This is a genomic window from Neobacillus drentensis NBRC 102427 (assembly GCF_001591445.1).
Lineage (GTDB): Bacteria > Bacillota > Bacilli > Bacillales > Cytobacillaceae > Neobacillus > Neobacillus drentensis.
On the sequence record NZ_BCUX01000039.1, the window covers coordinates 1 to 24,734 of the forward strand.

20 protein-coding genes and 1 pseudogene are annotated in these 24,734 nt (G+C 40.5%); 18 read left to right on the forward strand and 3 right to left on the reverse strand.

Features of this window, described 5'->3' with window-relative positions; translation table 11 throughout:
- The first annotated feature begins 49 nt into the window (after positions 1-49).
- The 7 genes and pseudogenes from BDR01S_RS17615 to BDR01S_RS26080 all read left to right on the forward strand — a co-directional run bounded on the left by BDR01S_RS17615 (position 50) and on the right by BDR01S_RS26080 (position 7,660).
- Positions 50-1,798 (forward strand): annotated as a pseudogene (locus BDR01S_RS17615) (ABC transporter ATP-binding protein).
- A gap of 24 nt (positions 1,799-1,822) precedes the next feature.
- Complete coding sequence (locus BDR01S_RS17620; protein ID WP_066249995.1) at positions 1,823-2,497, forward strand: response regulator transcription factor; 675 nt, start codon at positions 1,823-1,825, stop codon at positions 2,495-2,497.
- Positions 2,494-3,531 (forward strand): sensor histidine kinase, encoded by a 1,038-nt coding sequence (locus BDR01S_RS17625; RefSeq protein WP_066249997.1) that lies wholly within the window; start codon positions 2,494-2,496, stop codon positions 3,529-3,531. The genes BDR01S_RS17620 and BDR01S_RS17625 overlap by 4 nt, the downstream gene beginning before the upstream one ends.
- Before the next feature lie 314 nt (positions 3,532-3,845).
- Entirely contained in the window at positions 3,846-5,228 is a 1,383-nt protein-coding gene (locus BDR01S_RS17630) for an L-cystine transporter (RefSeq protein ID WP_066250000.1), read from the forward strand.
- A gap of 249 nt (positions 5,229-5,477) precedes the next feature.
- Positions 5,478-6,323, forward strand: a complete 846-nt coding sequence (locus BDR01S_RS17635) for a VOC family protein (protein WP_066250002.1) — start codon at positions 5,478-5,480, stop codon at positions 6,321-6,323.
- 23 nt (positions 6,324-6,346) lie between these two features.
- The gene (locus BDR01S_RS17640; RefSeq protein ID WP_066250005.1) at positions 6,347-7,417 is read left to right on the forward strand and encodes an LLM class flavin-dependent oxidoreductase; all 1,071 of its coding nucleotides are present in this window, start codon (positions 6,347-6,349) and stop codon (positions 7,415-7,417) included.
- Between the two features lie 87 nt (positions 7,418-7,504).
- A complete protein-coding gene (locus tag BDR01S_RS26080) occupies positions 7,505-7,660 on the forward strand; it encodes a hypothetical protein (protein ID WP_157406206.1) in 156 nt (51 codons plus the stop codon).
- Positions 7,661-7,764: 104 nt separating this feature from the next.
- Here the strand turns inward: BDR01S_RS26080 and BDR01S_RS17645 are convergent, their stop codons facing one another.
- Together BDR01S_RS17645 and BDR01S_RS17650 are read right to left on the reverse strand one after the other, a co-directional pair.
- Complete coding sequence (locus BDR01S_RS17645) at positions 7,765-7,944, reverse strand: DUF3934 family protein (protein WP_066250007.1); 180 nt, start codon at positions 7,942-7,944, stop codon at positions 7,765-7,767.
- Between the two features lie 89 nt (positions 7,945-8,033).
- The gene (locus BDR01S_RS17650) at positions 8,034-8,267 is read right to left on the reverse strand and encodes a hypothetical protein (RefSeq protein WP_066250009.1); all 234 of its coding nucleotides are present in this window, start codon (positions 8,265-8,267) and stop codon (positions 8,034-8,036) included.
- Between the two features lie 212 nt (positions 8,268-8,479).
- Between BDR01S_RS17650 and BDR01S_RS17655 the strand changes: the two genes are divergently transcribed.
- From BDR01S_RS17655 to BDR01S_RS17695, 9 genes are all read left to right on the forward strand, one after another.
- The gene (locus BDR01S_RS17655; RefSeq protein WP_066250012.1) at positions 8,480-9,013 is read left to right on the forward strand and encodes a DinB family protein; all 534 of its coding nucleotides are present in this window, start codon (positions 8,480-8,482) and stop codon (positions 9,011-9,013) included.
- A 131-nt stretch (positions 9,014-9,144) separates the two neighbouring features.
- On the forward strand, positions 9,145-9,888 hold the full coding sequence (locus BDR01S_RS17660) for an NRDE family protein (RefSeq protein ID WP_439951486.1): 744 nt from the start codon (positions 9,145-9,147) through the stop codon (positions 9,886-9,888).
- A gap of 245 nt (positions 9,889-10,133) precedes the next feature.
- A complete protein-coding gene (locus BDR01S_RS17665) occupies positions 10,134-11,870 on the forward strand; it encodes a sensor histidine kinase (protein ID WP_235846600.1) in 1,737 nt (578 codons plus the stop codon).
- Positions 11,848-12,639, forward strand: a complete 792-nt coding sequence (locus tag BDR01S_RS17670) for a response regulator transcription factor (RefSeq protein WP_066250019.1) — start codon at positions 11,848-11,850, stop codon at positions 12,637-12,639. Before BDR01S_RS17665 ends, BDR01S_RS17670 begins: the two co-directional genes overlap by 23 nt.
- Positions 12,640-12,762: 123 nt before the next feature.
- On the forward strand, positions 12,763-14,043 hold the full coding sequence (locus tag BDR01S_RS17675) for an ABC transporter substrate-binding protein (protein WP_066250022.1): 1,281 nt from the start codon (positions 12,763-12,765) through the stop codon (positions 14,041-14,043).
- A gap of 28 nt (positions 14,044-14,071) precedes the next feature.
- Entirely contained in the window at positions 14,072-15,013 is a 942-nt protein-coding gene (locus tag BDR01S_RS17680; protein WP_235846601.1) for a carbohydrate ABC transporter permease, read from the forward strand.
- Positions 15,014-15,049: 36 nt separating this feature from the next.
- The gene (locus BDR01S_RS17685; protein ID WP_066250027.1) at positions 15,050-15,880 is read left to right on the forward strand and encodes a carbohydrate ABC transporter permease; all 831 of its coding nucleotides are present in this window, start codon (positions 15,050-15,052) and stop codon (positions 15,878-15,880) included.
- A 91-nt stretch (positions 15,881-15,971) separates the two neighbouring features.
- A complete protein-coding gene (locus BDR01S_RS17690) occupies positions 15,972-17,246 on the forward strand; it encodes an MFS transporter (protein WP_066259608.1) in 1,275 nt (424 codons plus the stop codon).
- 24 nt (positions 17,247-17,270) lie between these two features.
- Positions 17,271-18,956 (forward strand): amylo-alpha-1,6-glucosidase, encoded by a 1,686-nt coding sequence (locus BDR01S_RS17695; protein ID WP_066250030.1) that lies wholly within the window; start codon positions 17,271-17,273, stop codon positions 18,954-18,956.
- 62 nt (positions 18,957-19,018) lie between these two features.
- On the opposite strand, the gene BDR01S_RS17700 is transcribed toward BDR01S_RS17695, so the two are convergent.
- The gene (locus BDR01S_RS17700; RefSeq protein WP_066250036.1) at positions 19,019-19,852 is read right to left on the reverse strand and encodes an AraC family transcriptional regulator; all 834 of its coding nucleotides are present in this window, start codon (positions 19,850-19,852) and stop codon (positions 19,019-19,021) included.
- A 216-nt stretch (positions 19,853-20,068) separates the two neighbouring features.
- Here BDR01S_RS17700 and BDR01S_RS17705 point away from each other — a divergent pair, with 216 nt between their 5' ends.
- Both BDR01S_RS17705 and ebgA read left to right on the forward strand, forming a co-directional pair.
- A complete protein-coding gene (locus tag BDR01S_RS17705) occupies positions 20,069-21,523 on the forward strand; it encodes an amino acid permease (protein ID WP_066259610.1) in 1,455 nt (484 codons plus the stop codon).
- 10 nt (positions 21,524-21,533) lie between these two features.
- A complete protein-coding gene (gene ebgA, locus BDR01S_RS17710) occupies positions 21,534-24,590 on the forward strand; it encodes a beta-galactosidase subunit alpha (protein ID WP_066250039.1) in 3,057 nt (1,018 codons plus the stop codon).
- The last annotated feature ends 144 nt before the right edge of the window (positions 24,591-24,734 follow it).

Consider the following 24,734-nt stretch of genomic DNA (forward strand, 5'->3'; position numbering starts at 1 on the left):
CAGTAATATCCATCAATGTCTATATATTTAGGAACGGATGTAAATATATATGACAGAAGTGAAGAAAGAGAAGGGCTGGCGTCAATTTGTTCGCTTGGTTCAACACACCAAGCCCTCGAAATGGTTTATGGGGATTGCTCTCCTTTTAAGTGTGAGTACCACCTTAGTGGGGCTAATGGTCCCGCTTTTTACAAAAAACCTTATCAATGATTTTACAATTAGCTCTTTAAGTACGGGAAGGATTATTCTTCTTGTTTCCGCGCTCTTAATTCAAGCAGTGGCAAGCGGCATATCCATCTATTTATTAAATCATATCGGCCAATCCGTAGTTGCCGGGATTCGCGACCGTCTATGGAAAAAACTGCTCGTCTTACCGATTCCGTTCTACGATGAAAATCAAACAGGTGAAACGGTCAGCCGAATGACCAATGATACGGCCGTTGTAAGAGGATTAATTACCGATCACCTCGCCAATTTCCTCTCAGGTACCATTTCCATCATTGGATCGGTTGTTGTTCTGCTGCTATTGGATTGGAAAATGGCTTTGTTAATGTTTATCGCACTGCCACTTGCAGCAGTCATCTTAATGACACTTGGAAAAAGGATGCATCAGGTGTCAAAAGGGATGCAAACCGAAACAGCACGGTTCACCTCAGTCCTCCAGCAAGTACTCTCAGAAATACGCTTAGTCAAAGCCTCGAACGCAGAAGCAATCGAGTATAAAAATGGAAAAAATGGGATTACCCAATTGTTTCAATATGGCTTGAAAGAGGCAAAAATTCAGGCATTAATCACACCGCTGATTGGTTTAGTAATTATGGTATTACTCGTGGTAATTCTCGGCTACGGTGGAATGAGGGTATCTTCAGGTGTATTAAAGGCAGGGGATTTAGTTGCCTTTATCATGTATCTATTTCAAATCGTCATGCCAATGGGGCAATTAGCTGCCTTTTTTACCTAATTTCAAAAGGCAACCGGCGCCACCGAACGAATTATCACCATCATGGATATGACCGAGGAAAAGGATGATTCCATGATGGATGTCAATAATGTGAATCAATCCATAATCGTAGAGAACCTGAATTACTCGTATAAAAATGGGGACGACATACTAAAAGATATCAGTTTTTCCGCTGAAGCAGGAAAGGTGACAGCCATTGTCGGCCCGAGCGGAAGTGGAAAAACGACGCTGTTTTCCTTGTTAGAGCGTTATTATCAACCGCAGCAAGGGGTTATCCGTCTTGGAAACGTACCAATTAACCAATTTTCACTATTTTCTTGGAGAAGTCAAATTGGCTATGTATCACAGGAAATCCCGATTGTTGTGGGGACGATTCGTGATAATATTTGTTACGGAATGGATAAGAAAGTGGACCAGGCAGCTATCGAGAGGGTAGCCAAAATGGCCTTTGCGGACCAGTTTATTTCCGAACTGCCGAACGGATATGATACAGAAGTTGGTGAAAGAGGAATCAAGTTATCAGGCGGGCAACGACAGAGGATTGCAATTGCGCGTGCCTTTTTAAGGGACCCAAAAATATTAATGCTAGATGAAGCGACTTCGAGTCTTGATAGCAAATCAGAACAAGTTGTCCAACAGGCATTGCAAAATTTAATGAAGGGAAGAACCACGCTCGTGATTGCGCATCGTCTATCGACAGTGATTGATTCGGATCAAATTCTCTTTTTGGATAAGGGGAAAATTACTGGCAGTGGAACACATGAACAGTTGATTAGGACCCACTCTTTGTATCGTGAATTTGCCGAGCAGCAATTACGGATTAATGAAACTGTTTAATAGTAGGAAAGGAATGAGATTGGAATGACGAAGGTACTACTAGTCGATGATGATGCCAATATTCGCGAATTAATCCACCTTTTTTTAAAAAAAGAAGGATTCGAACTTTATGAAGCGTCAGATGGTTTACAGGCATTACAACTGCTGGAAAAGGTAAAGATCGATTTAGCGGTCATTGATATCATGATGCCAAATATGGATGGTTGGGAATTATGCAAAGAGCTGCGGGAGTTCAGCGATATTCCTATCTTAATGCTGACTGCTAAAGGAGAAACTTCACAAAAACTGAAAGGGTTTGATCTGGGAGCGGACGATTATCTTGTGAAACCCTTTGACCCGATGGAACTAACCGCTCGAGTTAAAGCATTATTAAAACGATATAATATAACCGTTTCGCAGACGATCACGATTGAAGAATTTAAGTTAAACCGAAAGACCCATGAAATTTTTTTTAAAAATAAGGAAATTACCCTTCCGTTGAAGGAATTCGAACTGCTGTTTAAATTGGCCAGCTATCCCGGGAAAACATTTTCAAGAGAGGTGCTGATTGAAGACATTTGGGGCTACGACTATGAAGGAGACGAACGAACGGTTGATGTCCATATTAAAAGGTTAAGAGAGCGGTTTCCCGACGGAGAATTCCCGTTCCGGATTCGGACGATTTGGGGATTAGGCTACCGCTTTGAGGGAAGAACATGAAAATCAAGCGGTTTTTTCAACATGTATTTGGGATGGTCTTTTTCTTTGTATTTGTTTCTTTTGGTTTTTCAGCAGGTTATTTCATCGTCTCCGGCATTTATCATTTATTCGATTTTCATACATCCGATTATTTTCGTCATATGGCAACGGCGATTATCAGTTTATTCGTCATGAGTATAGTAGGATATCTTATCTCTATATTCACTCGTTCAAGGCGCCGCAATCTCCTTCTTGAAGTACTTGATGCTTTAAAAAGGATTTCTAAAGGCGATTTTAATGTATATCTTGAATTAAATTCTGGTAAAAGGAACCAATTTACTAGCCTGGTTGACCATATTAATCATATGGCAAAGCAATTAAAACAATTAGAAGAGATGCGGCAGGAGTTTATTTCTAATGTCTCACATGAAATTCAGTCGCCGTTGACCTCAATCATGGGTTTTGCAAGGGCGCTTCAATTTGATCAACTTTCGGGTGAGGAAAGAAGCCATTATCTTAGTATCATTGAAACGGAGAGCAGAAGGTTATCGAAATTAAGTGATAATCTTATGAAGTTAACCTCACTAGAATCACAGCATCATCCCTTCGAGAGGCATAGCTATCGATTAGACCAACAAATACGGACGATTATCTTGGCGTGTGAACCGCATTGGACAGAAAAGGAACTGGAACTGGATGTGTCCCTAGAGAAGGTCGTCATCACTGCGGATGAAGATTTGATGAGTCAGGTATGGACCAATCTCATTCACAATAGTATTAAATTTACTCCCAAGCTCGGAACGATTCGCGTTCATCTCCATCAAGTCGATGACAAAACGGTGGTGAAAATAACCGATACGGGGATTGGCATTGCAAAAAAAGATCAGGTTCATATCTTTGAACGTTTTTATAAAGCAGATAAAGCCAGAGACCGCTCAAAAGGCGGCAGTGGCTTAGGACTATCTATCGTGAAAAAAATCATCGAAATGCATGACGGTACCATCCTAGTTGACAGTGAAGAAGGGCAAGGGACAACCTTTACCATCACATTGTAGTTTGGCATTAGTTTGGTATTAGTTTGGTATTAGTTTGGTGTCAGGCACCTTTCGTGGACATTTGTCCACGAGCGGTGCCTGACACCATTTTTTTACCCCCACTCTTTGCAGTCAAAAAACTAATCAAACGTTTGATTAAATATGTGGGGGGCTTGGAATATAAAGCATTTCTTTGTCATATTATTTACAATATCAAACGTTTGATTGTTGAAAAATGAATACAGGCATAGATTTTATTAATTATAATTCCGACTTAATGCATTGGAATATTGAGGCTGGGTTGCATTTTTCCAAAATTGAAGGGGAGGAATATAATGAATACCATTCTTATCATCGTAAATGTCGCGGTGTTGTTGTTACTCATCTTTGGTCTATTTACGATGCAAAAAAAACATGTTTCTTTTTCCAAACGTGTTTTTAGTGCGCTGGGTTTAGGTATTATATTTGGTTTTATTATTCATTTGATTTATGGTACAACACATGAAGTGACGACAGGTTCGACTGATTGGTTTAACATTGTTGGGAATGGCTATGTCAAACTGTTACAAATGGTGGTTATGCCGCTTATCTTTGTATCGATTGTCGGAGCATTTACAAAATTAAAGTTAACTAAAAATATAGGGAAAATCAGTTTCCTTGTCATCGGCATACTGCTTGCTACGACAGCCGTTTCTGCGGCGGTTGGAATTGGTTCTGCATTAGGATTTGGCCTTGACGGGGCGCAGTTAACGGAAGGAGAAGCAGAAGCAGCCCGTAATGCCCAGTTAGAGGAAAGAGTTGCAGGGATTGAAAATATGACACTCCCACAGCAAATCATTGAGTTAATTCCGAGTAATCCGTTTCAGGATTTAACAGGGGCCCGTGCCACGTCGACGATTGCGGTTGTTATTTTTGCCGTATTTATCGGGACTGCTTACCTTGGAGTTAAGCGGAAGGATCCAGAGCACGGGGAGTTTTTCGCAAAAATCATTGATACCTTCTACTCTGTGGTTATGAGAGTGGTTACACTCATTCTTCGTTTAACACCCTATGGTATCTTAGCAATCATCGCCAGGGTGACGGCAACGAGTGACTATGCAGCGATTGCCAAATTAGGAAAGTTTGTGATTGCCTCATATGTGGCGCTCATTATTGTATTTATTATCCATCTTCTATTATTATCATTTGCCAAACTTAGCCCGGTAAATTATGTGAAAAAAGGGCTGCCAACTTTAACCTTTGCTTTCACCTCACGGACAAGTGCAGGCACCTTGCCAATGACGATTAAAACGCAAACAAAGGACTTTGGTGTATCTGAAGGGATTGCCAACTTTGCGGGTTCATTTGGACTTACCATCGGCCAAAACGGATGTGCAGGTGTTTATCCTGCAATGTTAGCAGTGATGGCAGCTCCAGCGGCAGGTGTCGACCCAACGAGTATATCCTTTATCCTAACGCTCATTTTAGTAGTCGCAATTAGCTCGTTTGGTGTGGCTGGTGTTGGTGGCGGGGCAACCTTTGCAGCCTTGATTGTTTTATCCGTAATGAACCTCCCAATAGCAATTGTAGGTCTGCTTATTTCAGTTGAGCCGCTCATTGACATGGGACGTACAGCCTTAAACGTCAGCGGAGCGATGACCTCAGGCATACTAACCAGTAAAGTAACAGGAGAATTTGAAAAAGAGGTTTACCAGCAGCCTAACATTGTCGAAGCATAACATACGAAAAACATCAGTTAAGGGCTTTCCGCTTAGCGGAGGAGTCCTTTTTTCTGTTGCAGGGATAAAAAATAGTCTTCTAATGTAGTTTGAATTTAAAATACTTGAATTCAAGATAAATTTGAAGTATGCTGTAAACATAGAGAAATAGCAATTGGTTTAATGTAATGTAAAAAAACCATATTAATAAAGAGGTCTTAATCATAAAAGGTTTCGTATACAAAAACATGAAGAAGGGTTGAGGAGAAGATGGAAAAATTTCATCAAGAACCAAATATATTTGTTGGAGAAGTCAATATTAAAGTAAAAAACCTAGACTATTCACTTGCTTTTTACCAAAATATAATCGGCTTTCAAGTATTAGAGAAATCAGCTCGTAAAGCAGTCTTAACGACAGACGGAAAAAACCCTTTATTAACACTTGAACAGCCTGAAAAGGTTGTTGCAAAAACACCACGCACGACAGGGTTGTATCACTTTGCTATTTTACTTCCATCCCGAGCTGATCTATCAGTCTTTTTACAACACATGATTCAAACGGGATACCCGCTCGGTGCTGCAGATCATTATGTAAGTGAGGCGCTATACCTGAACGATCCGGACGGAAATGGGATTGAAGTCTACCGTGACCGCCCCTCTTCCGAATGGAGATGGAAAAACGGTTTAGTAGAAATGGCAACAGAAGAGCTTGACGGGAATGGGATTCTTGCGGAAAGTGATGCGGAATGGAAAGGTCTGCCGGCGGGCACGCTGATGGGCCACATTCACCTTCATGTTGCCCATTTGAAAAAAGCAGAAGAATTTTACACCAAAGGGCTCGGCTTTGAGATTGTAAGCTACTATCCACAGGCTGCTTTTCTATCTACAGGGAAGTATCATCATCATATTGCCATCAACACTTGGCAGGGAGAAGGGGCAGCGACACCACAGGAAAACAGTGTCGGATTAAATTGGTACTCACTCGTTTTCCCCAATGAGGGAGCAAGAGAGAATGCGTTGAAAGAGCTGAAGCAATTAGGTGCGCCGGTTACGGAAGAAGCAGATTATTTTGTAACCAGTGATCCTTCAGGAAATAAAATTCGATTAGTTCTATAAAGCAATGTGGGAGGAAATGAAAGATGAAGCCAGAATCTAAAGAAGAACATTCAGGTATGGAAATAGGGATCTATACGTTAGGGGATATAGTTCCGGATTGGAGTACTGGGAAATCAATCAGTGCAAGGCAGCGGCTCGAAGAAATCATTGAAGCAGCGAAAATGGCTGATGAGGCAGGCTTGGATGTAGTGGGTGTTGGTGAGCATCATCGCCTTGACTATGCCGTATCGGCACCACCGGTTGTCTTGTCCGCTATTTCGCAAGTTACAAAGCAAATTAAACTGGCAAGTGCTACAACTGTCTTAAGCACAGTTGATCCTGTTCGTCTATTTGAGGATTTTGCGACACTTGATCTCCTCTCTAATGGTCGAGCCGAAATCATCGCTGGACGAGGAGCCTTTATCGAATCTTTCCCGCTGTTCGGGTATGATTTAAACGATTATGACCAGCTGTTTGAAGAGAACATCCGTCTCTTCCAGCAGCTAAATGCACAGGAGCGAGTTACCTGGAAAGGTCAATTTCGTTCTCCGTTGCAGGATGCAGAAATTGCTCCACGGCCGTTTCAAGAAAATATTCCATTGTGGGTTGGCGTAGGAGGAACTCCATCAAGTGCAGCACGAGCAGGAAGATTAGGGACCAACTTAGCCATAGCAATACTAGGAGGAGAACACATTCGCTTTAAGCCATTGGTAGACATTTACCGCCAGGCAGCGAATGAAGCAGGACATGCTCCTGAGTCGATGAAGGTTGCAGTGACAGGTCATGCTTATATTTCGGAAACAACCCAAAAGGCAAAGGATGAGTTCTATCCGTATCATTCTAATTATTGGGGTTACTTTAACCGCCAGCGTGGAATGAATACACAAATGTCCCGTGCAGATTTTGAGCAGATTGCTGGTCCGGAAACAGCTTTATTTGTGGGCAGTTCCCAGCAGGTCATTGAAAAAATCCTCCATCAACATGAGCTCTACGGACACCAGCGGTTTATCGCCCAAATGGACATCGGCGGAATGCCGTTCAAACAAGTGGCCGAAAGCATCGAGCGATTGGCAACAGAAGTAGCCCCGGTTGTACGGAGGGAAACAAGGAAGTAGTTAGGAATTATGGTGTCAGGCACTGTGCGCGGACATTTGTTCGCGAGTGGTGGACTGGCGCCTTTTTTTTAAATGAGGGGGCGCCTTGTGGAAAATCTAGTTAGCAAAGCAGTATTACGGACAAAACTCGTCATTGGAACGAGAGACTTGTCCGTAATAAGCATTCTTAAGGACATCCGCCGTGTTAGGAGCGAGAAATTTGTCCGTAATAGGCCCCCTTACGGACAAAACCCACCTCAGTAATAAGAGATTTGTCTTTTATAGGTCCCATAAATAGTAAATCCTACGATAACGGCCAAAATAAAAGACCAGGGGAGATGGGACTTCCCTAAGTCTTTGGAATATCGCTATTTATCGGAATTATCACCTGTATTTGTACTAGTGACGCTCCCGTCAGTTGCTCGTTTAGCACCTTTACTTACATAAGGTTTGGCACTTTTAGCCTTTTTGACACCGGCTTGCCAGCGAGTCCAGCCCTTTTTGCCGGTGCCTCTGCCTGTTCCGCCTTTCCCTTTTGCACTACTCATATAACCACTCCAAAATTATTGTACGTTACCTAACCGTCGTTGGTTAGTTTAACACAGTTCATGGCGATTAGCCCTGAAAATTTAGTTCGTTAATGATTGAAAAACCCCAATGCAAATTTAATTCCTTCTTCGATTTCATTTGTTTCATATCCTTGTAAGTCCTCATCTGTAACCTCTAACTTTGTTCCCGCCAAGGAATAACCGCTGTCTAATTCTATATTTAGCACCACTTCATATCCGGTGGCTGTTTGGTTAATTTCAATAATGTCATATTCACGAATAGCGGTACCAGTTTCGTATTCTAAAGGCTCTAGTTCTGACATGGTAACACACCTCCAAATTAAATTAGGTCGTAGCTATTATCATCTCCAGAGATGCGAATAAACATCAGAAATTGTCTTATTTTCTTTTAACCAATTTAGCTTTCTTAAGCGCCGCGACTATTAAACGTGATGGTCTCCACTATGCGAAAAGGGATTTCGTAAAAGATGGCGAATAATAAATGGTGCATTATTTTTCGAGTGGAGGTATTTAAATGAATTTGGATACATTATACATAATTGATCAAAAAGATGATTTGGGTCTGGAGTTTAGCAAATTGGTTTCAATGATGAATTATACAAGGGTTACGACAATTGAGGCCGTGAAGGATTTAACGGTGGACGAATTGGACTTTCTGTATGATGAGGATGCAAATTCAATTGGAATGTTGTTATCCCATATGGCAGCGGTCGAAAAAGTGTATCAAGTGTTAACCTTTGAGAATCGTGAACCCAGTGATGAAGAGATACTCCCTATACTTCCTAGCTTAGATTTAGGAAATTTAGGACGAGAACAAATTAAAGGAAACACGATTGATTATTACTTGGAGCAATTAGCCGATGTTAGAAAAACGACAATCGCAAACTTTAAAACGCTCCCTGATGAATGGTTATTTGAACAAACTCCGTTTTGGCGGGATTGCCCCGCTAATAACTACTTTAAATGGTTCCATGTGTTCGAAGATGAACTAAGTCATCGAGGCCAAATTCGATTGATCAAAAAAATGGTTTTTAAACATAAAGGTTAATCTGTCTCTGCACGTTAAAATAATGGTTTTTTTATTTTCCTTTGGAGGTAAAAGAACTTTTTTGAAAAATACGATTGAAACGGAATCGATGAATTTTTTTTAAAAGGCTGTGAATCCACATGTGTTTAATATTGTTTGCTTATCAAGTCCATCCAGTCTACAAGCTTATTGTAGCAGCAAACCGGGATGAATTTTTTCATAGGCCTACTGCCCCGGTTCATTATTGGGAAGACCAGCCTGATATTCTTGCCGGCAGGGATTTAGAAAAAATGGGCACTTGGATGGGGATTACCAGAACTGGACGCTTTGCGGCGTTGACCAATTATCGCGACCCAAAGGAAATAACAGAGGGAAAGCGTTCACGAGGTGAGCTGGTAGCTGATGCCCTGAAACACAAAGGTAATGTAAAGGATTATATGCAGAGTCTTGTAGAGAAAAAGGATTTTTATCCGGGCTATAACCTACTTGTAGGGGATGGAATGGAATTATACTATTATTCAAGTAAAGGGCAGAACCTGCAAACGGTAGGCCCAGGTATTTATGGTGTCAGCAATCACTTATTAAATACTGAATGGCCAAAAGTACAGAAAGGTAAGGAAGGCTTGTCCAAAATCATCAACGGCGAACAGGACGACCTTGTCGGGAAGCTTTTGAACCTACTCCAAAATGCAGATCAAGCTCCTGATGAACTTCTTCCCAGTACAGGCGTCTCTTTAGAATGGGAAAGAAGGCTTTCCCCGCTGTTCATCAAAAGCGAGAACTACGGGACGAGGAGCTCGACAGTAATGTTAATGGAAGATAAAGCTATACAATATGTGGAGCGGGTCTTCACGAAAGAGAGGGGAAGTGAGCAGCAATATAAAATGAAATTATAGGCGATTTTGAAATAGGTCCAAATGAAGGGACAAAGGGAGATTTTTCTCTCTTTGTTCCTTCATTTTTATTTTTCAAAAAGTGGTTCTATCTAAATAAAAAACAAATAACTTGTCTATAGAAATTGTCCCAACACTGGTTTATGATTTAGGGAGATTTATGATAATACTTTCGAGACAAAAAGGGAGATACATGCTGTTATGAAAAATGTGATAACATGCGAAAACAATGAAGGTTGATACAGAAGATGAGAGTCGAAGTTATCAAGAATATGACGAAAAAAATTAAAAATCAATTGTATAGCAGCTTTCGAATCAAGCTAATGCTGTTTTTCATCGTGGTGGCACTCATACCGCTTTTATTATTCGGTTATCTCTCCTATCAAAAGTCATCCACGATTGTGAATAGACAATTTAATGAATATGAAAACTTTGCAGTAACTCAGCTTGAAAACCAATTAGAAAATACGATTAATCAAATGTTTGTCGTCTCAAACGACATTCATCAATACTTATCCGACCCTACTTTGATTGTAATCAAAGAGGAGATTCCAAGGACCTATGAAGGATTTATTGAGAAAAAGAACTTTGAAAGATTCTTAGAAGCCCATAAAACGTTTAATACGAAGGGAATCTATTTAATAACAAGCTCTGGCTATTATTATGGTGGAAACCATCTTAATTCAAAAAAACTGTTTCAAATGCCATTTTGGAAGGAAGCGAGCCAAATCAAACAAGGGGAGCACTGGATTGGTTTTTATCATGCCGATCATTATGATAGCAGCAAACCTCCTGAACCAATGATTGGTTTGGTTTTGCCTATCCAGAGCCAATATGGAATTTTAAAAGGAAGCAAGTTGTTAATTGAGACAAATGCTGAGGAACTTTTTTCCTATATTACATACTTAGAACGGGATGTTCACGCCTTTGTAACCATCGATAATGAAGTGGGTAAGGTCATTTACCGAACAGAAGCAAAAAGGGAGCCGCTCTCAAGTGATGTAGTCAGGGTAAAAAATATTGAGGCCTATGGCTGGAAAATTGAGATCCGTGTCCCTAAAAAGCTGTTTTATCAATCCTCTGCAGTGATCTTTAACTATACGTTGCTAGGTATTTTCTTTTTAATTATCCTAGCTATTCTTTTAGCGATTGTTTTTTCAGCACCGCTGGCAAAACGGATCAGAAAATTGAAGGAATCCATGGAACGGGTTAGTTTGGGGGAGCTGCAGACTCAGATTCCTGTAAAAGAACACGATGAAATTGGGAAATTAACGATTAGTTTTAATCAGATGGTTCAGCAAATTAAGGAATTAATTGATGAAATCGGTGAGACAGAACGGTTAAAACGGCAAGCAGAGTTAAGGGCGTTTCATTATCAAATTAATCCACATTTGTTGTTTAATACGTTAAACTCCATCCAGTGGAAGGCTAGGCTTAGTAATGCCAAGGAAGTTCAGCAAATGATTTATCATCTTACGGAGGTTCTCCATGAAAATCTCAATTTTTCTGATGAACTGATCTCATTAAAAAAAGAACTCGATACCATTAGGCACTATTTGAAAGTTCAGGAAATCCGTTATGGTCATATGTTTGAGTATCAAGAAAGGGTTAGTCCGGAATGCTTAGAGTTTTTGATACCAAGATTGTCTTTACAGCCATTATTTGAAAATATTTTTTTCCATGCCTTTGAAGACGGACAGGGAATAATTGAATTAACTATTGAGGATAAATCAGACTTACTTGAACTTACCTTGAGTGATAACGGAAAAGGAATGAGTGAAAAAACGGCACTAAATTTACTTAATGACCATTCTTCAAATGAAAAAGCGCGGGGAATAGGCGTCTATAATGTCGATCAGCGGCTTAAGCTTCATTTTGGAAGTGAATATGGTCTAACAATTGAATCCGAACCAAAGTGTGGAACAACATTTAAAATACGCTGGCCAAAAAGGAGGGTGAATAATGATCAAAGTCATAGTAGTTGATGATGAATATATCGTCCGAAAAGGGTTAATGGCAACAGTGAATTGGCAGAAATACAATATGGAAGTGGTTGCGGATGCATCCAATGGTCAGAAAGGCTGGGAAGCGTTTCTTGAACATTCTCCTGAGGTCGTCATTACAGATATTGTCATGCCAGAACAGAATGGTATTGAGCTGGCTCGGAAAATTAAACAAGCTGCCCCGAACACAAAAATCCTGCTATTAAGCTGCCATCGGGATTTTGAATATGCCCAGGAAGGCATTAAGCTTGGTGCTTCCGGTTATATCTTAAAAACAGCTTTTCAAGATGAGGAATTTGAAGAGTATCTAAAACAATTCTCAGCTGAAATACAATCAGAAGTTAATGAACAAAACTCAAATGAACCAGAGGTCTTAACATATAGCATTGATGAAAAATGGCCGGAACCGATTCAAAAAGCCGTTCAACTAATCACGAAAGATCTTTCAAAATCCTACTCATCGGTTGATATTGCTTATGAAGTATGCCTAAGCAGAAGCCATTTTAGTACCCTTTTTAGTAAGTCCGTAGGGGAAAGCTTCCATTCATTTACGGAAAAGTTAAAGCTCGATGCTGCTTGCGAATTGCTTGAAACCACTACTCTCACATTACAGGAAATAGGGGAAAAGGTGGGGGTGCATGACGGTAAATATTTTAGTAAATGGTTTAAAAAATGTACTGGACATACACCATCAGACTACCGTCAAACAAAAAGGGGAGTCGATTCGGACAATTTTACCCCTATCCCATAAACTTTCACAGAAAATTAAAACATTATTACGAACAAGTTAAGATGAATTTCAGTATGAGACCGCTTTCATTCGAAGTACAATGAAAGCGGTTAATTTTTTATCTAAAGAGGGGGAAATTCAGAAATGAGAAAAATCAGCTTGCTAGCGATGATTTTAGTACTAGTTAGTGCCTTCTCCTTGGCCGCTTGTTCGAACAGCAGTTCAGGAGAAAAAGCATCTGGAGGATCTGGAGAAGAGAAGGATGGAAAAGGAAATACTACCCTTCGTTTTGCAACCTGGGACTCCGGGGAGGCCCTGAAAATTCAACAGGATATCGCCAAAAAATTTGAAGAAAAGAATCCTGGTGTAAAGGTTCAAGTGGAAGCTTATGGTGATGGGTTTGACCAGAAGCTGGCCGCATCCTTTGGCGCGAAAAATCCACCAGATATGATGTATATGTGGAATTTCCCAGCATACTCCGAGTCGCTTGAGCCGCTTGATGCGTACCTCGAAGGCGATACAGAGATGGATATGGATGATTTTTACCAAGGTCTATTTAATTATTCCAGCATGAATGGAAAAATTTACGGAATGCCTGCTGGATTTACTACAAGGGTTGTGTATTACAACAAGGATTTATTTGATGCAGCAAATGTCCCTTATCCAAAGGACGGATGGACATGGGATGACTTCCAGCAAATTGCAAAAAAATTATCAGACCCGAGCAAAAAGCAATACGGTGTTGGGATCGTGCCAGAGCCAGATACGTATGATCTTCAAGGGTTGGTATGGAGCAACGGCGGCAGCTTCATCAGTAACGACGGGAAAGAAGTTAAGGGCTATATGAACAGTCCTAAAACAATTGAGTCGATCGAAATTTTAAGTAATCTTCTTAAAAAGAAAAGCGCTGTTCTTGTTGGCGGGAAAAATCAACAAAGTGGCGATGATATTTTCAAGGCTGGAAAGATCGCAATGTGGGAAAGCGGTATTTGGCCTTTAGCAGGATTTAAAGAAGCTAAGATTAATTTCGGAACGGTTGAAGTTCCGTCATTTGGCGCTAAGCCGGCAAAAGGGGTAATTGCTTCATCTGCTGTTTCTGTAGCGAAGGATTCTAAACATAAAGAACTTGCTTACAAATTTGTGAAATTTTATTCCTCTGCAGAAGCCATAAAAATGCGTACGGCTGATTTACCCGTTCGAATCAGTGTGGTTAAAGAAATGAATATGGAGCAGGATTTATTAATAAGTCCGTTCTATAAAATGCTTGAACGATCTACTGACACACCAGCATTTCTTTTAAACAGTAATTGGAATGAAATCAACCGTAACCTGTCTGCAGCCGTTAATGCGGTTATGCTTGGGCAGGATGCAGAGAAACTTCTAAATAAAGCTGTTCAGGACTCTGAAAAATACATGAAGAAGTAGACTATATTAAATAAATGGGGTGTTCATGATGAAATCTTTACTTGCCTCTCCAACACCCTATGTGGAAATAAAAAGGAAAAAGAAAATAAAGTGGGACAAGGTGGTCCCACTTCTTTTTATCTCCCCATGGGTAATCGGGTTTCTTGCTTTCACGCTCGGACCTTTATTATACTCGCTTTTTATCAGCTTTTATGATTGGCCAGTTGTCGGTAAGGCGACATTTATCGGTTTAGATAACTACAAAACCATGTTTATGGATGATCCGTTGTTTTGGCAATCATTGTGGGTAACGGTAAAATTCGCAGCGTTGTTTGTTCCTTTAAATATTGTTGTAGCTCTAGTGTTAGCGATTTTATTGAATCAAAATGTAAAAGGTCACTCCTTTTTCCGAACCTTTTTCTACCTCCCATCCGTCATATCAGGCGTTGCCCTAGCCATGATCTGGGCATGGGTGTTCAATGGTGAATACGGTATTCTTAATTACTTTCTTTCTTTAGTTGATATTACAGGCCCTAACTGGCTGAATGAGACGGGTTGGGCACTAATAGCAATGGTGATTGCAAGCCTTTGGGGTCAAGGAACGATGATGTTAATCTTCCTGGCAGGTTTAAAAGGTATTTCGGGTGAACTTTATGAAGCTGCATCCATTGATGGAGCAAATAAACTAACTCAGTTTTTCAAAATCACCTTACCGCTCTTGACACCAACCATTCTATTTAATGTCATCACAACGATTATTGCTGCCTTTCAACAATTGACGTTAGCCCTGCTACTAACCGGCGGAGGGCCGCTCAATTCCACTTATTTTTATGCAATGTATGTTTATGAAAATGCCTTTAAATATTTTAAAATGGGCTATTCCTCCGCAAATGCATGGTTTATGTTTTTGATTGTTTTAGGTTTAACGATGCTAGTGTTTAAATCCTCGTCTGCCTGGGTGTATTACGAAGGAGAAGTGAAGAAGAAATAAAATTGCAGCCAATCTATTGATACGTGAGGTATTACTATGAAAATGAAAAGCAGGGTTGAAAAAACCTATATATACGGAATCTTAATCTTTTTCTCACTGTTATTTTTGGCACCATTATTTTGGATGGTAACGACATCGTTAAAATCCCCAGAAGAGCTCTATCTGTTCCCGCCAAAGTGGATTCCTTCCAGCCTCCACTTTGAGAACTTTAAGGAAGCATGGATTTCCCAGCCTTTTACGCAATTTCTAAAGAATTCACTCACAGTGACAATCTTAGCAACACTTGGTCAAATCGTTTCATCGGCACTCGTAGCCTATGGATTTGCGAGATTTACCTTTAAGGGAAGAGACTTCTTATTTATGGTGCTTCTAGCTACGATGATGATTCCGTGGGAAGTGACAATGATTCCTTTATATATGGAATTTAACTTCTTAGGCTGGATCAATACGTTGAAACCGCTGATTGTTCCTGCCTGGTTCGGGGCTCCATTTTATATCTTTTTGATGCGTCAATTCATTATGGGTATACCAAAAGAGCTGGATGAAGCGGCAAGAATAGATGGTGCTAACTCTTTTCAAATTTTTTATAAAATTTATCTTCCGCTTATGAAGCCGATTTTAATCCTTGTCGGAGTCTTCAGCATGCTGAACTGCTGGAATGATTACCTAGGACCGCTCGTGTTTTTGAATGATCAGAGCAAATATACGCTGACACTTGGGCTTGCCCAGTTCAAAGGAATGTTTGGCGTTGATATGGAGGGAATCATGGCCATTACCTTCCTAATCAGTATCCCGCCGCTTATTCTTTTCTTCGCTGCCCAGCGCTACATTGTCGATGATGTATCGAAATCAGGAGTAAAGGGATAAATCATAGAAATAAGGACAGATATACATGAGTTTGGTGCTGGTCAGTAGGGAGTCCTGCTTGGGCAGTAAGTTTATTGGGAAGGTGGCAACCATGAAACAGTCGTTACAAAAAGTTTCATTATCGCCCGGTGTGAAGCGCTTTTTAGCCACCGAATCACTGTATGGGCTGAGCATCGGTATGTTTACCTTGATTCTGAATCTACATTTGATTGAAATGGGCATCTCCGAAAAGCAGATTGGTTTTATTACTTCAATGGGGATTTTACTGAAGGGAATCTTTGCTATTATTGTCACCTTTCTAGTCAAAAAAATAGGGCGGAAAAAGCTTCTGGTTTCTGGTGTTGGGAGTGTGGCACTTGGCTGTATGATATTTGCATTATCTAAAAGCTTTCTCATATTATTTATGGCCCAGCTGATTGTCTCTATCGGCTTTACGCTAGTCGAAACAACAGAAATACAGCTACTATTCTATTATTCCCGTTCAAAAAGAGAAGAAACTCAAGCATATAGTTTTCTGTTTGCTGTCTTTACAGCCTTTACTGGTGTGGGAACCTTACTTGCTGGCTATTTACCCAAATGGATTGATTCTTCAGGCATCGGATACCAAAACACACTATTGGTGACTTCTCTGGTTTTTGTTCTATTAGTTTGTGCAAGGGTGGTATTACTGCCAAAGGAACAAAGACAAACCAAGGAACCGCCCCGGCAGAGTGGGAGAACTTACAGTTCCTTCCTTATAAAAGAACCTTCACGTGGTCTGCGTCAAAAATTATTATTATTTTCAATTATGGCGTTTTTAACCGGAGGTGCGGTATCCAGTCTACAGCCATATTTGAATCTATTTGTAAAGTTTCGCTATGATTTCTCAAATGAATCCGTATCTATTTTATTAGCCTTAAATGGTTTAGCGTTGTTTATCGGTTCCATATTCTCTCCATTTTTGATTGAACGGCTTGGGACGAAAAAAACGTTTTTCTATATTTATCTAGTGAATGTGATTTTCTGTTTTATTTTATTTTTAAACATACCAGCCTATGTTTTCTCAATGCTGCTCGTTGTAAGGGGGGGGACTTTTACGATGCTGACAAATTTGGTCGACAGTCTGTCCATGTCGTCGTTTAGGGATGAGGACCGAGATGCTTACGCAGGGATGAGCGTTGTATTCCGGAGTATTGGTTCGGCATTAATTGCCTTTGTGATTGGCAGCATTCTATCTGGAAAAAATTATACACTTCCGTTTTTACTGACAGGCGTGTTTCTGCTTATAGGTTATCTATATTTTATCCAAGTGATTATACCAAATTATTTTGAAACTAAACGAGTTTTTCATACAACTAATCAGGAACAGCTAACAAATGAAGAATAGATCAACAGAACAAGAGGTGGTCTTATGTTTGATATACAAAAAATCCCTTTCAGCCGTTACGGCTCGTTTATAACCATTTCCCCCAATCATCAGGAAAAGGGAGATGGGGCACTTTATATTCGCAATATTCGGAACGGTGACAATGACTTTGGTGAAGTGTTCAAGATAGAACTAGTTTGGGAAGGGAAAATCCAGTCGTATAAATCAACCCTCAAGCCAAGTTTTCTTCTTCTTGAAAGTGCGGAAGGTTATGTGGAATTTTGTATAACAGATGCTAATGTATTACAAATAAGAAGCAAGGGTATTGGGGTTAGGCTGACAGGTATTACTGGTGCCTATGATTATGCGGTCATGGTTGAATCGGACCGTTGGGAGGTCAATCATTCCTCTCAAGAAATGCGCTATATGATTGCATCTGTAAAAGGTCTAATTGAAATGGACGCACCATTTATCGAGCAGCGCTGTGATAAAATTATCGCTGATTTACTGCCTGACTCGATTGGCGCGGAAATGGAATGTGTGATAGAGGAGTTTACAACGATTTATCACCCTCGATCTTATCCTGCATTTGAAGATGGGCGAATGGCCGTTAAGAGAGATTTTGAAGCTTGGGTTCACAATACACTTCCGCTCCCGGAGGAATATAGCAGTGGTAAGGATTTGGCGGCGTACATTACCTGGTCATGTGTTGTTCCGGCGGAAGGAATCTTAACACGCCCAGCCATGTATATGTCTAAGAATTGGATGACGAACATTTGGAGCTGGGATCACTGCTTTAATGCCATGGCCTTGGCAAAAAAATCTCCTGAACTGGCTTGGGATCAGTTTATGATCTTTTTTGACTTGCAGGATACGACTGGCATGCTTCCAGATTTCGTGAATAACCGATTTGCGTTGTGGAATTTCACGAAACCGCCGATTCATGGTTGGACTTTAAAACGCATTTGGGAACAAAGCGATTATGTGACGGTTGAGAAATTATTGGAAGTTTATGAACCGCTGAAGAAATGGACAAATTGGTGGATGACTTATCAGGATAGTGATCATGATGGGATACCACAATATAATCATGGAAACGACAGCGGCTGGGATAACAGTACGATTTTTCACAAAGGGACCCCGGTGGAAAGTCCGGATTTGTCTTCATTCTTAGTACTACAAATGGAAGTGCTAGCTGACATCGCGGGTAAGATCGGTAAAAAAGATGAAGCTGAGGAATGGAGGCTTCAATCTAAGCAATTGTTAACAGGAATGATTGAACACTTCTGGGATGGAGAGCGATTTACGGCCATACGTTCAGGTACCCATGAAGTGATTGAATCTGATAGTTTAGTATTATCTATACCACTCATTCTCGGAAAAAGGCTGCCAGGGGATATCTTAGAGAAGTTAATTGAGGGGATTAGAGATAAAGGGTTTTTAACAAAGTATGGGTTAGCAACGGAACTTCCTTCTAGCTCGTTCTACCGCGAAGACGGCTACTGGCGCGGCCCGATTTGGGCACCAACTACACTATTAATCGTTGACGGATTGCTATCTGCAGGCGAACAGGAACTAGGACTGGAAATCGCCCGCAGATTCTGTGCTATGGCCACTAAATCCGGCATGGCAGAAAACTATAACGCGCTAACTGGTGAAAGCTTACGTGACCCAGCATTCACCTGGACATCCAGCGTATTCCTTATTCTCGGTTATTTATTGTATAAATAAGGGTTTTGGTGTCAGGCACCACTCGTGGACAAATGTCCACGAGCGGTGCCTGACACCCTTTTTCATACCTTCTTAAGGAATTGTTTTCGATAAGCGGCGGGTGAGATGGATTTATGTTTGGTATATAGTTTTGAGAAATGGGACGTGTTGTTGAATCCCACAAGCTCACTAATTTCGCTTATTGAAAACCTGCTCTTACGCAGTAAATCACTGGCTTTATTAATCCGATAGTGAATAATGTACTGCTGTGGACTGTATTTTACATAGGTTTTAAATAGACGAAATAGATAGGTCCGGTCCACATTTATTTCTTCAGCAAGTGCAGCCACGGTTAAATCCGTCTGATGGTAGCGTTCATGGATAATATCTAACGCCCATTTCACATATTTTTCTGCTTCGTTAAACGAATATCTCAGCTCACTCTCATATTCCACCATTAATGTATTTAGTAGAATATATAAGTAACCTAGACCGGCATGCAATTTCCCCTTGTTACAATTGTTAAACACTTCAGCAAATTGCTTCTCAACAAAATCATCCTTCGTATAGGACAGTGTAAACTTATCACCACTAAAGCCGCACTTCTTTAATAAGTCGCCGCATTTTGTTCCTTTAAATCCAATCCAGCGATAACTCCACGGGTTCCCGATTAACGGATAATAATTGTTATCCGTATGTGGCGGGATCAAAAACAAGTCCCCAGCACCTAGTTTGTGTACATCGCCATTTATAAAGAATAGACCTTCACCACTTATGACATAATGAAGCAAATAATAATCAATTTGTTCATATTGATACGGATCCCTCGGTTTCACATCCTCATAGCCGCATTCATAAATATAAAGCTCTTCCCCGATTTTTTCATCGGTAAGAAAAATTCCAATAGAGTCAAACATCAGCTGTCCCTCACAATTCAACATAATGACATATAGTTGCAACACTAGTATATAGAAAGTTAATCTACAAATAACTACAATGAAAACGTAAACACATAAGATATAACTGATTTTATAACAAACTCATCTTGGTGTAAATCTATAGTGTGTTTATTTTTGCAACATCCATTTGCAACATTTGCTCAATATGAGGCTAAAAAGGGAGATGAAAACATCATGGAGCAGACAAGAAAGAAGATCGGTTCCACTTCATTACTGCTAATGACCTTTACAGCAGTTTTTGCGTTTAACAGTATTATCAATAACAGCATTAGTATCAGCCTGGCTACCATACCTGCTTATATTATTGCAACTGTGTTTTACTTTTTTCCATTTGCACTAATGATAGGGGAATTTGCTTCAGCAAACCAGAATTCAGAATCAGGCGTATACAGCTGGATTCGTACATCCCTAGGAGACAAATGGGCGTTCCTCGGCTCGTGGTCCTATTTCTTTGTAAACTTATTTTATTTTACTGCACTATTACCACAAATTATTATTTACGCTTCCTACACATTTTTAGGTAAAAACGTGTTTGAAGGGGACAAGGGTACGCTTATTATTTCCCTCGTATCAATTGTTCTTTTTTGGTTAGCCACTTACGTCTCCACCCGTGGTGTCGGCTGGATTTCAAAAGTAACCAATATCTCCGGAATTGCTCGATTAATTCTTGGATTAGGATTTATTGTTCTAGCCTTTGGGGTAGTAATAATCTTTGGAAAAGAACCCGCACAAACCATTAATGCTTCCACGATGACACCAAAATTTGACTGGACCTTTTTCATGACCATGGCCTGGATCTTCCAAGCGGTTGGTGGTGCTGAAAGTGTTGGTGTTTATGTAAAAGACGTAAAAGGCGGTAATAAGTCATTCATCAAAACGATGTTAATTTCCACGGTTGCAATTGGGTTAATTTATAGCTTAGGCTGTTTGGCTGTAGGATTAGTCGTCCCATCTGATGTACTGAAAAATAATTATTCAAATGGTCTGTTCGATGCATTCAAAATTATTGGCGGGCATTATGGGATTGGCAACATCATTACAAACGTTGTCGGTCTGACAATGATGCTGGCGGCCCTTGGATCACTTGTTATTTGGACAGCAGCTCCTGTTAAAATCTTATTCTCAGAAATCCCTGAAGGTATTTTTGGAAAATGGGTAGCAAAAACCAACCATGAAGGAAACCCAGTTAATGCGCTTTACCTACAAGCTGCTATTGTAACTGTATTACTTCTTATCCCAGCAATCGGAATTGGTTCAATGGATACATTTTTACAAACTTTGATTAATATGACGGCATCCACAGCGATTATTCCAGTCCTTTTCTTGTTAGTTGCTTACATTAACATGCGGATGAAAAAGGACGATTTAGAACGCAGCTTCAGGATGGGCGGACGTTCGTTTGGGATTTTTGCGGGATTCCTAATTTTAGCCATCTTCTTTCTATCATTCCTGGTTTCTACATTTCCAGAACCAAGTGTGATTTTGGAATATATCAAAACAGGAAATGTAGCAGGTGACGGTGCTAACCCTGTATTTGTACTTCTTTATAATGTGCTAGGAATTATTGTATTCCTAGGGTTTGCCTGGATTTGTTACCGGCGTTACGAAAAAAAACTACAACTTAAATGAGGGGAAAATTATGAAGAATATTAAAAGATGGGAAGACATTCATACTGACGAAATTAACCGCATGCCAGCCCGGGCTCATTTTAACAGTTTCCCAAACCGCGAGGCAGCAGAAACACAAGACGCTAGTCATGCGCATTACTATCAAAAACTAAATGGAACATGGAAATTTATGTTCCTAGAGGCTCCAGAATATTCGCCAGAAGGTTTTTTTCAAGAAGCACTTGATACAACCGACTGGGACGAAATTAAGGTCCCCGGCAATTGGCAACTGCAAGGATATGGGAAGATGCATTATTCGGATTTGTGGTATAACTTCCCGATTATCCCTCCAAGGGTACCAACAGATAATCCTACTGGCATTTACCGCCGTGAATTTGAATTGGACCGCAGCCTTGAAGGGGAACAATTAATTCTTAAGTTTAATGGAGTAGATTCAGCCTACGAATTGTACATAAACGGCGAGTTTGCCGGATACAGTAAGGGGGCGCGGATTCAGGCTGAATTTGATATTACCAGCCTTTGTCGTCAAGGAAAAAACAACTTGACTTGCCGCGTGTTTCAATGGTCAGATGGGACCTATCTTGAAGACCAGGATATGTGGTGGCTGAGCGGGATCTTCCGTGATGTTGAACTTTATACAAGACCAACAGTTGGCCTTTATGATTATTCCGTGAACACGGAGTTAGACAGTGATTACCAAAATGCCACTCTATCTGTTTCAGTAAATTTGACCGAGCAGTGTGGGCAAACAATCAGTTATGAATTAATCCACCCTAATGGAGAGCAAATTTTTAGCGAAGAAAAAAAGGCGGGCGAGCCTTTCAGCAAATTTGTTGAGGCACCACTAAAATGGAGTGCGGAGGAGCCGAATTTATATCTTCTTTATATGACCGTAAAAGATGCTGATGGAAAAACGATTGAGATCATCAGCCAGCATGTTGGTTTCCGTTCGATTGTAGTTTCGGGTGAAACGTTCCTAGTGAACGGTGTGGCGATTAAGTTCAAAGGAGTAAACCGCCATGACTACAATCCGAAAACAGGCCGTGTCGTCACGAAACAGGAAATTGAGCGCGACATTATCACTATGAAGCGGAATAATATTAACGCGGTTCGTACTGCTCATTATCCAAACTCTTATTTCTTATATGATCTTTGTGATCAGTATGGACTGTATGTGATAGATGAAACAGATTTAGAATGTCACGGCTTTGAACTAACAGGTAAATACGATTGGATCAGTAATGACCCTGAATGGGAATTGGCTTATGTTTCACGTCTAGAACGGATGATTGAGCGCGACAAAAACCATCCATCTATTATCATGTGGTCACTTGGAAATGAATCAGCTTTCGGTCACAACTTCCGTGCTATGGCGAAACGGGCAAAGGAAATGGATCCAACGCGTCTGGTTCATTATGAAGGAGATTTCGAAGCGGAAGTCACGGATGTTTACAGCACAATGTACACTTGGCTTGAACATAAAGAGAAGTTAACCATGGATCAGGTAATTGAAAAATCTGCGAAACCACATATTCTTTGTGAATATGCTCATGCAATGGGGAATGGTCCTGGTAATCTGAAGGACTATCAAGATTTGTTTTACAAATATGATAAGCTGCAGGGCGGTTTCATCTGGGAATGGTTTGATCACGGAATTGAAACGGTGGCAGAGGATGGTACGGTCTACTATCGGTACGGCGGTGATTTTGGTGATGATCCGACGAACGGAAACTTCTGTATCGATGGATTAATTATGCCTGATGGCACTCCGTCACCAGCGTTATCAGAATATAAAAAGGTCGTTGAACCTGTACAAACAGAAGGCGTTGATATCGAAAAAGGAATATTCAAACTGATTAATCGCTACGATTTCTTATCACTAGATCATTTAGAATTAACTTGTTCCTTGTTTGAGGACGATACACAACTTGAGTCCTTTAAGGTGGATCTACCGAAGATTTCTGGGCGTGAAACAGTAGAAATTCATCTTCCAATAGGACAAGAAATTGAGAAAATAAGCGGTGCTAACTATTACTTCGTCTTTTCTTACACACTGAAACAAGACGCAGTATGGGCAGCCAAAGGTCATGAACTAGCAAATGCTTCTTTTGTCCTTCCAGGTAAAGAGAAGTTACCAAAGGTACATGCTGACGGTGAGCTTCAATTGGTTAAAGAAGGTGCGTACGTAACTGTTAGCGGCACTGACTTTACGGTAACCTTTGATTCTGTTAAAGGCGCTATTACTAAGGTAACTCGTAATGGAAAGGTTCAAATTGAGAAGGGACCGCAGTTCAACTTTTGGCGTGCGCCTATCGATAACGATATGTATTATGTCGCGGATTACCGGACTAAGTATTTCATGCATTTAGGCCATGAAATCGTGGAAGATGCTCGCTGGGAACTGAAAGAGGGCGTGTTTGAATGGCAAACAGATGCTTTATACGGAACCACAAACAGTTCTTGGTACTATCAGCTTCAATACCATTACAGCATCTATCCAGACGGTGATATTGTTTGCCGCATTGATGGTATTGCTTCAGGGATGAAAGAAAATGCACCTGTCATGATTCCACGTCTCGGTGTGAATATGCGCTTGACAAAAGAGTTTACCGATACTCAGTGGCGTGGCCGAGGACCTGGTGAAAGTTATGTAGATTCGAAGCAAGCAAATCACTTCGGTGTTTACGCTAAGACAGTTGATGAGTTGTTCACAAACTATGTGAAGCCGCAAGAAAACGGCAACCGCTCTGATTGTGACTGGGTAAGTTTATCAGATAATCAGTCTAATGGTCTCATTTTCATCGCTGATGACAAATTTGACTTCAGTGCTTCAACCTTTGAAGTTAGTGATTTAGAACTTGCCAAGCATACAGTCGATTTGAAGCCGCGTGACTACGTCGTCCTTAACATTGACTATAAACAGAATGGTCTCGGCAGCAACTCCTGCGGTCAAGACCAGCTCGAAAAATACCGTTGTAAATTCGAAGACTTCAGTCTGTCGTTCCGGATCTCAGCCTATAATACAGAAGAAACTTCAGCGGTTGAATTAGGTAGATTAAGTAAATAAACAATATTGGAAAGTGTCAGGCACCGTGTGTGGACAAACCGTCTTTTTTGTCCACCTCAGGCGGACGGTTAGTCAGTATTGTAGATAGTGGATTATGTTATTTTGGTCGAAAGAAAAAAGCGAAGAGCATAATTGCGCTCTTCG

What these genes read in the sequence shown, in the direction of transcription:
- BDR01S_RS17620 (WP_066249995.1), top strand. Translation starts at nt 1,823, where the DNA reads ATGACGAAGGTACTACTAGTCGATGATGATGCCAATATTCGCGAATTA.
- BDR01S_RS17625 (WP_066249997.1), top strand. Translation starts at nt 2,494, where the DNA reads ATGAAAATCAAGCGGTTTTTTCAACATGTATTTGGGATGGTCTTTTTC.
- BDR01S_RS17690 (WP_066259608.1), top strand. Translation starts at nt 15,972, where the DNA reads ATGAAACAGTCGTTACAAAAAGTTTCATTATCGCCCGGTGTGAAGCGC.
- ebgA (WP_066250039.1), top strand. Translation starts at nt 21,534, where the DNA reads ATGAAGAATATTAAAAGATGGGAAGACATTCATACTGACGAAATTAAC.
- BDR01S_RS17640 (WP_066250005.1), top strand. Translation starts at nt 6,347, where the DNA reads ATGAAGCCAGAATCTAAAGAAGAACATTCAGGTATGGAAATAGGGATC.
- BDR01S_RS17635 (WP_066250002.1), top strand. Translation starts at nt 5,478, where the DNA reads ATGGAAAAATTTCATCAAGAACCAAATATATTTGTTGGAGAAGTCAAT.
- BDR01S_RS17695 (WP_066250030.1), top strand. Translation starts at nt 17,271, where the DNA reads ATGTTTGATATACAAAAAATCCCTTTCAGCCGTTACGGCTCGTTTATA.
- BDR01S_RS17630 (WP_066250000.1), top strand. Translation starts at nt 3,846, where the DNA reads ATGAATACCATTCTTATCATCGTAAATGTCGCGGTGTTGTTGTTACTC.
- BDR01S_RS17665 (WP_235846600.1), top strand. Translation starts at nt 10,134, where the DNA reads ATGAGAGTCGAAGTTATCAAGAATATGACGAAAAAAATTAAAAATCAA.
- BDR01S_RS17670 (WP_066250019.1), top strand. Translation starts at nt 11,848, where the DNA reads ATGATCAAAGTCATAGTAGTTGATGATGAATATATCGTCCGAAAAGGG.
- BDR01S_RS17650 (WP_066250009.1), bottom strand. Translation starts at nt 8,267, where the DNA reads ATGTCAGAACTAGAGCCTTTAGAATACGAAACTGGTACCGCTATTCGT.
- BDR01S_RS17680 (WP_235846601.1), top strand. Translation starts at nt 14,072, where the DNA reads ATGAAATCTTTACTTGCCTCTCCAACACCCTATGTGGAAATAAAAAGG.
- BDR01S_RS17685 (WP_066250027.1), top strand. Translation starts at nt 15,050, where the DNA reads ATGAAAATGAAAAGCAGGGTTGAAAAAACCTATATATACGGAATCTTA.
- BDR01S_RS17655 (WP_066250012.1), top strand. Translation starts at nt 8,480, where the DNA reads ATGAATTTGGATACATTATACATAATTGATCAAAAAGATGATTTGGGT.
- BDR01S_RS17675 (WP_066250022.1), top strand. Translation starts at nt 12,763, where the DNA reads ATGAGAAAAATCAGCTTGCTAGCGATGATTTTAGTACTAGTTAGTGCC.
- BDR01S_RS17700 (WP_066250036.1), bottom strand. Translation starts at nt 19,852, where the DNA reads ATGTTTGACTCTATTGGAATTTTTCTTACCGATGAAAAAATCGGGGAA.
- BDR01S_RS17705 (WP_066259610.1), top strand. Translation starts at nt 20,069, where the DNA reads ATGGAGCAGACAAGAAAGAAGATCGGTTCCACTTCATTACTGCTAATG.
- BDR01S_RS17645 (WP_066250007.1), bottom strand. Translation starts at nt 7,944, where the DNA reads ATGAGTAGTGCAAAAGGGAAAGGCGGAACAGGCAGAGGCACCGGCAAA.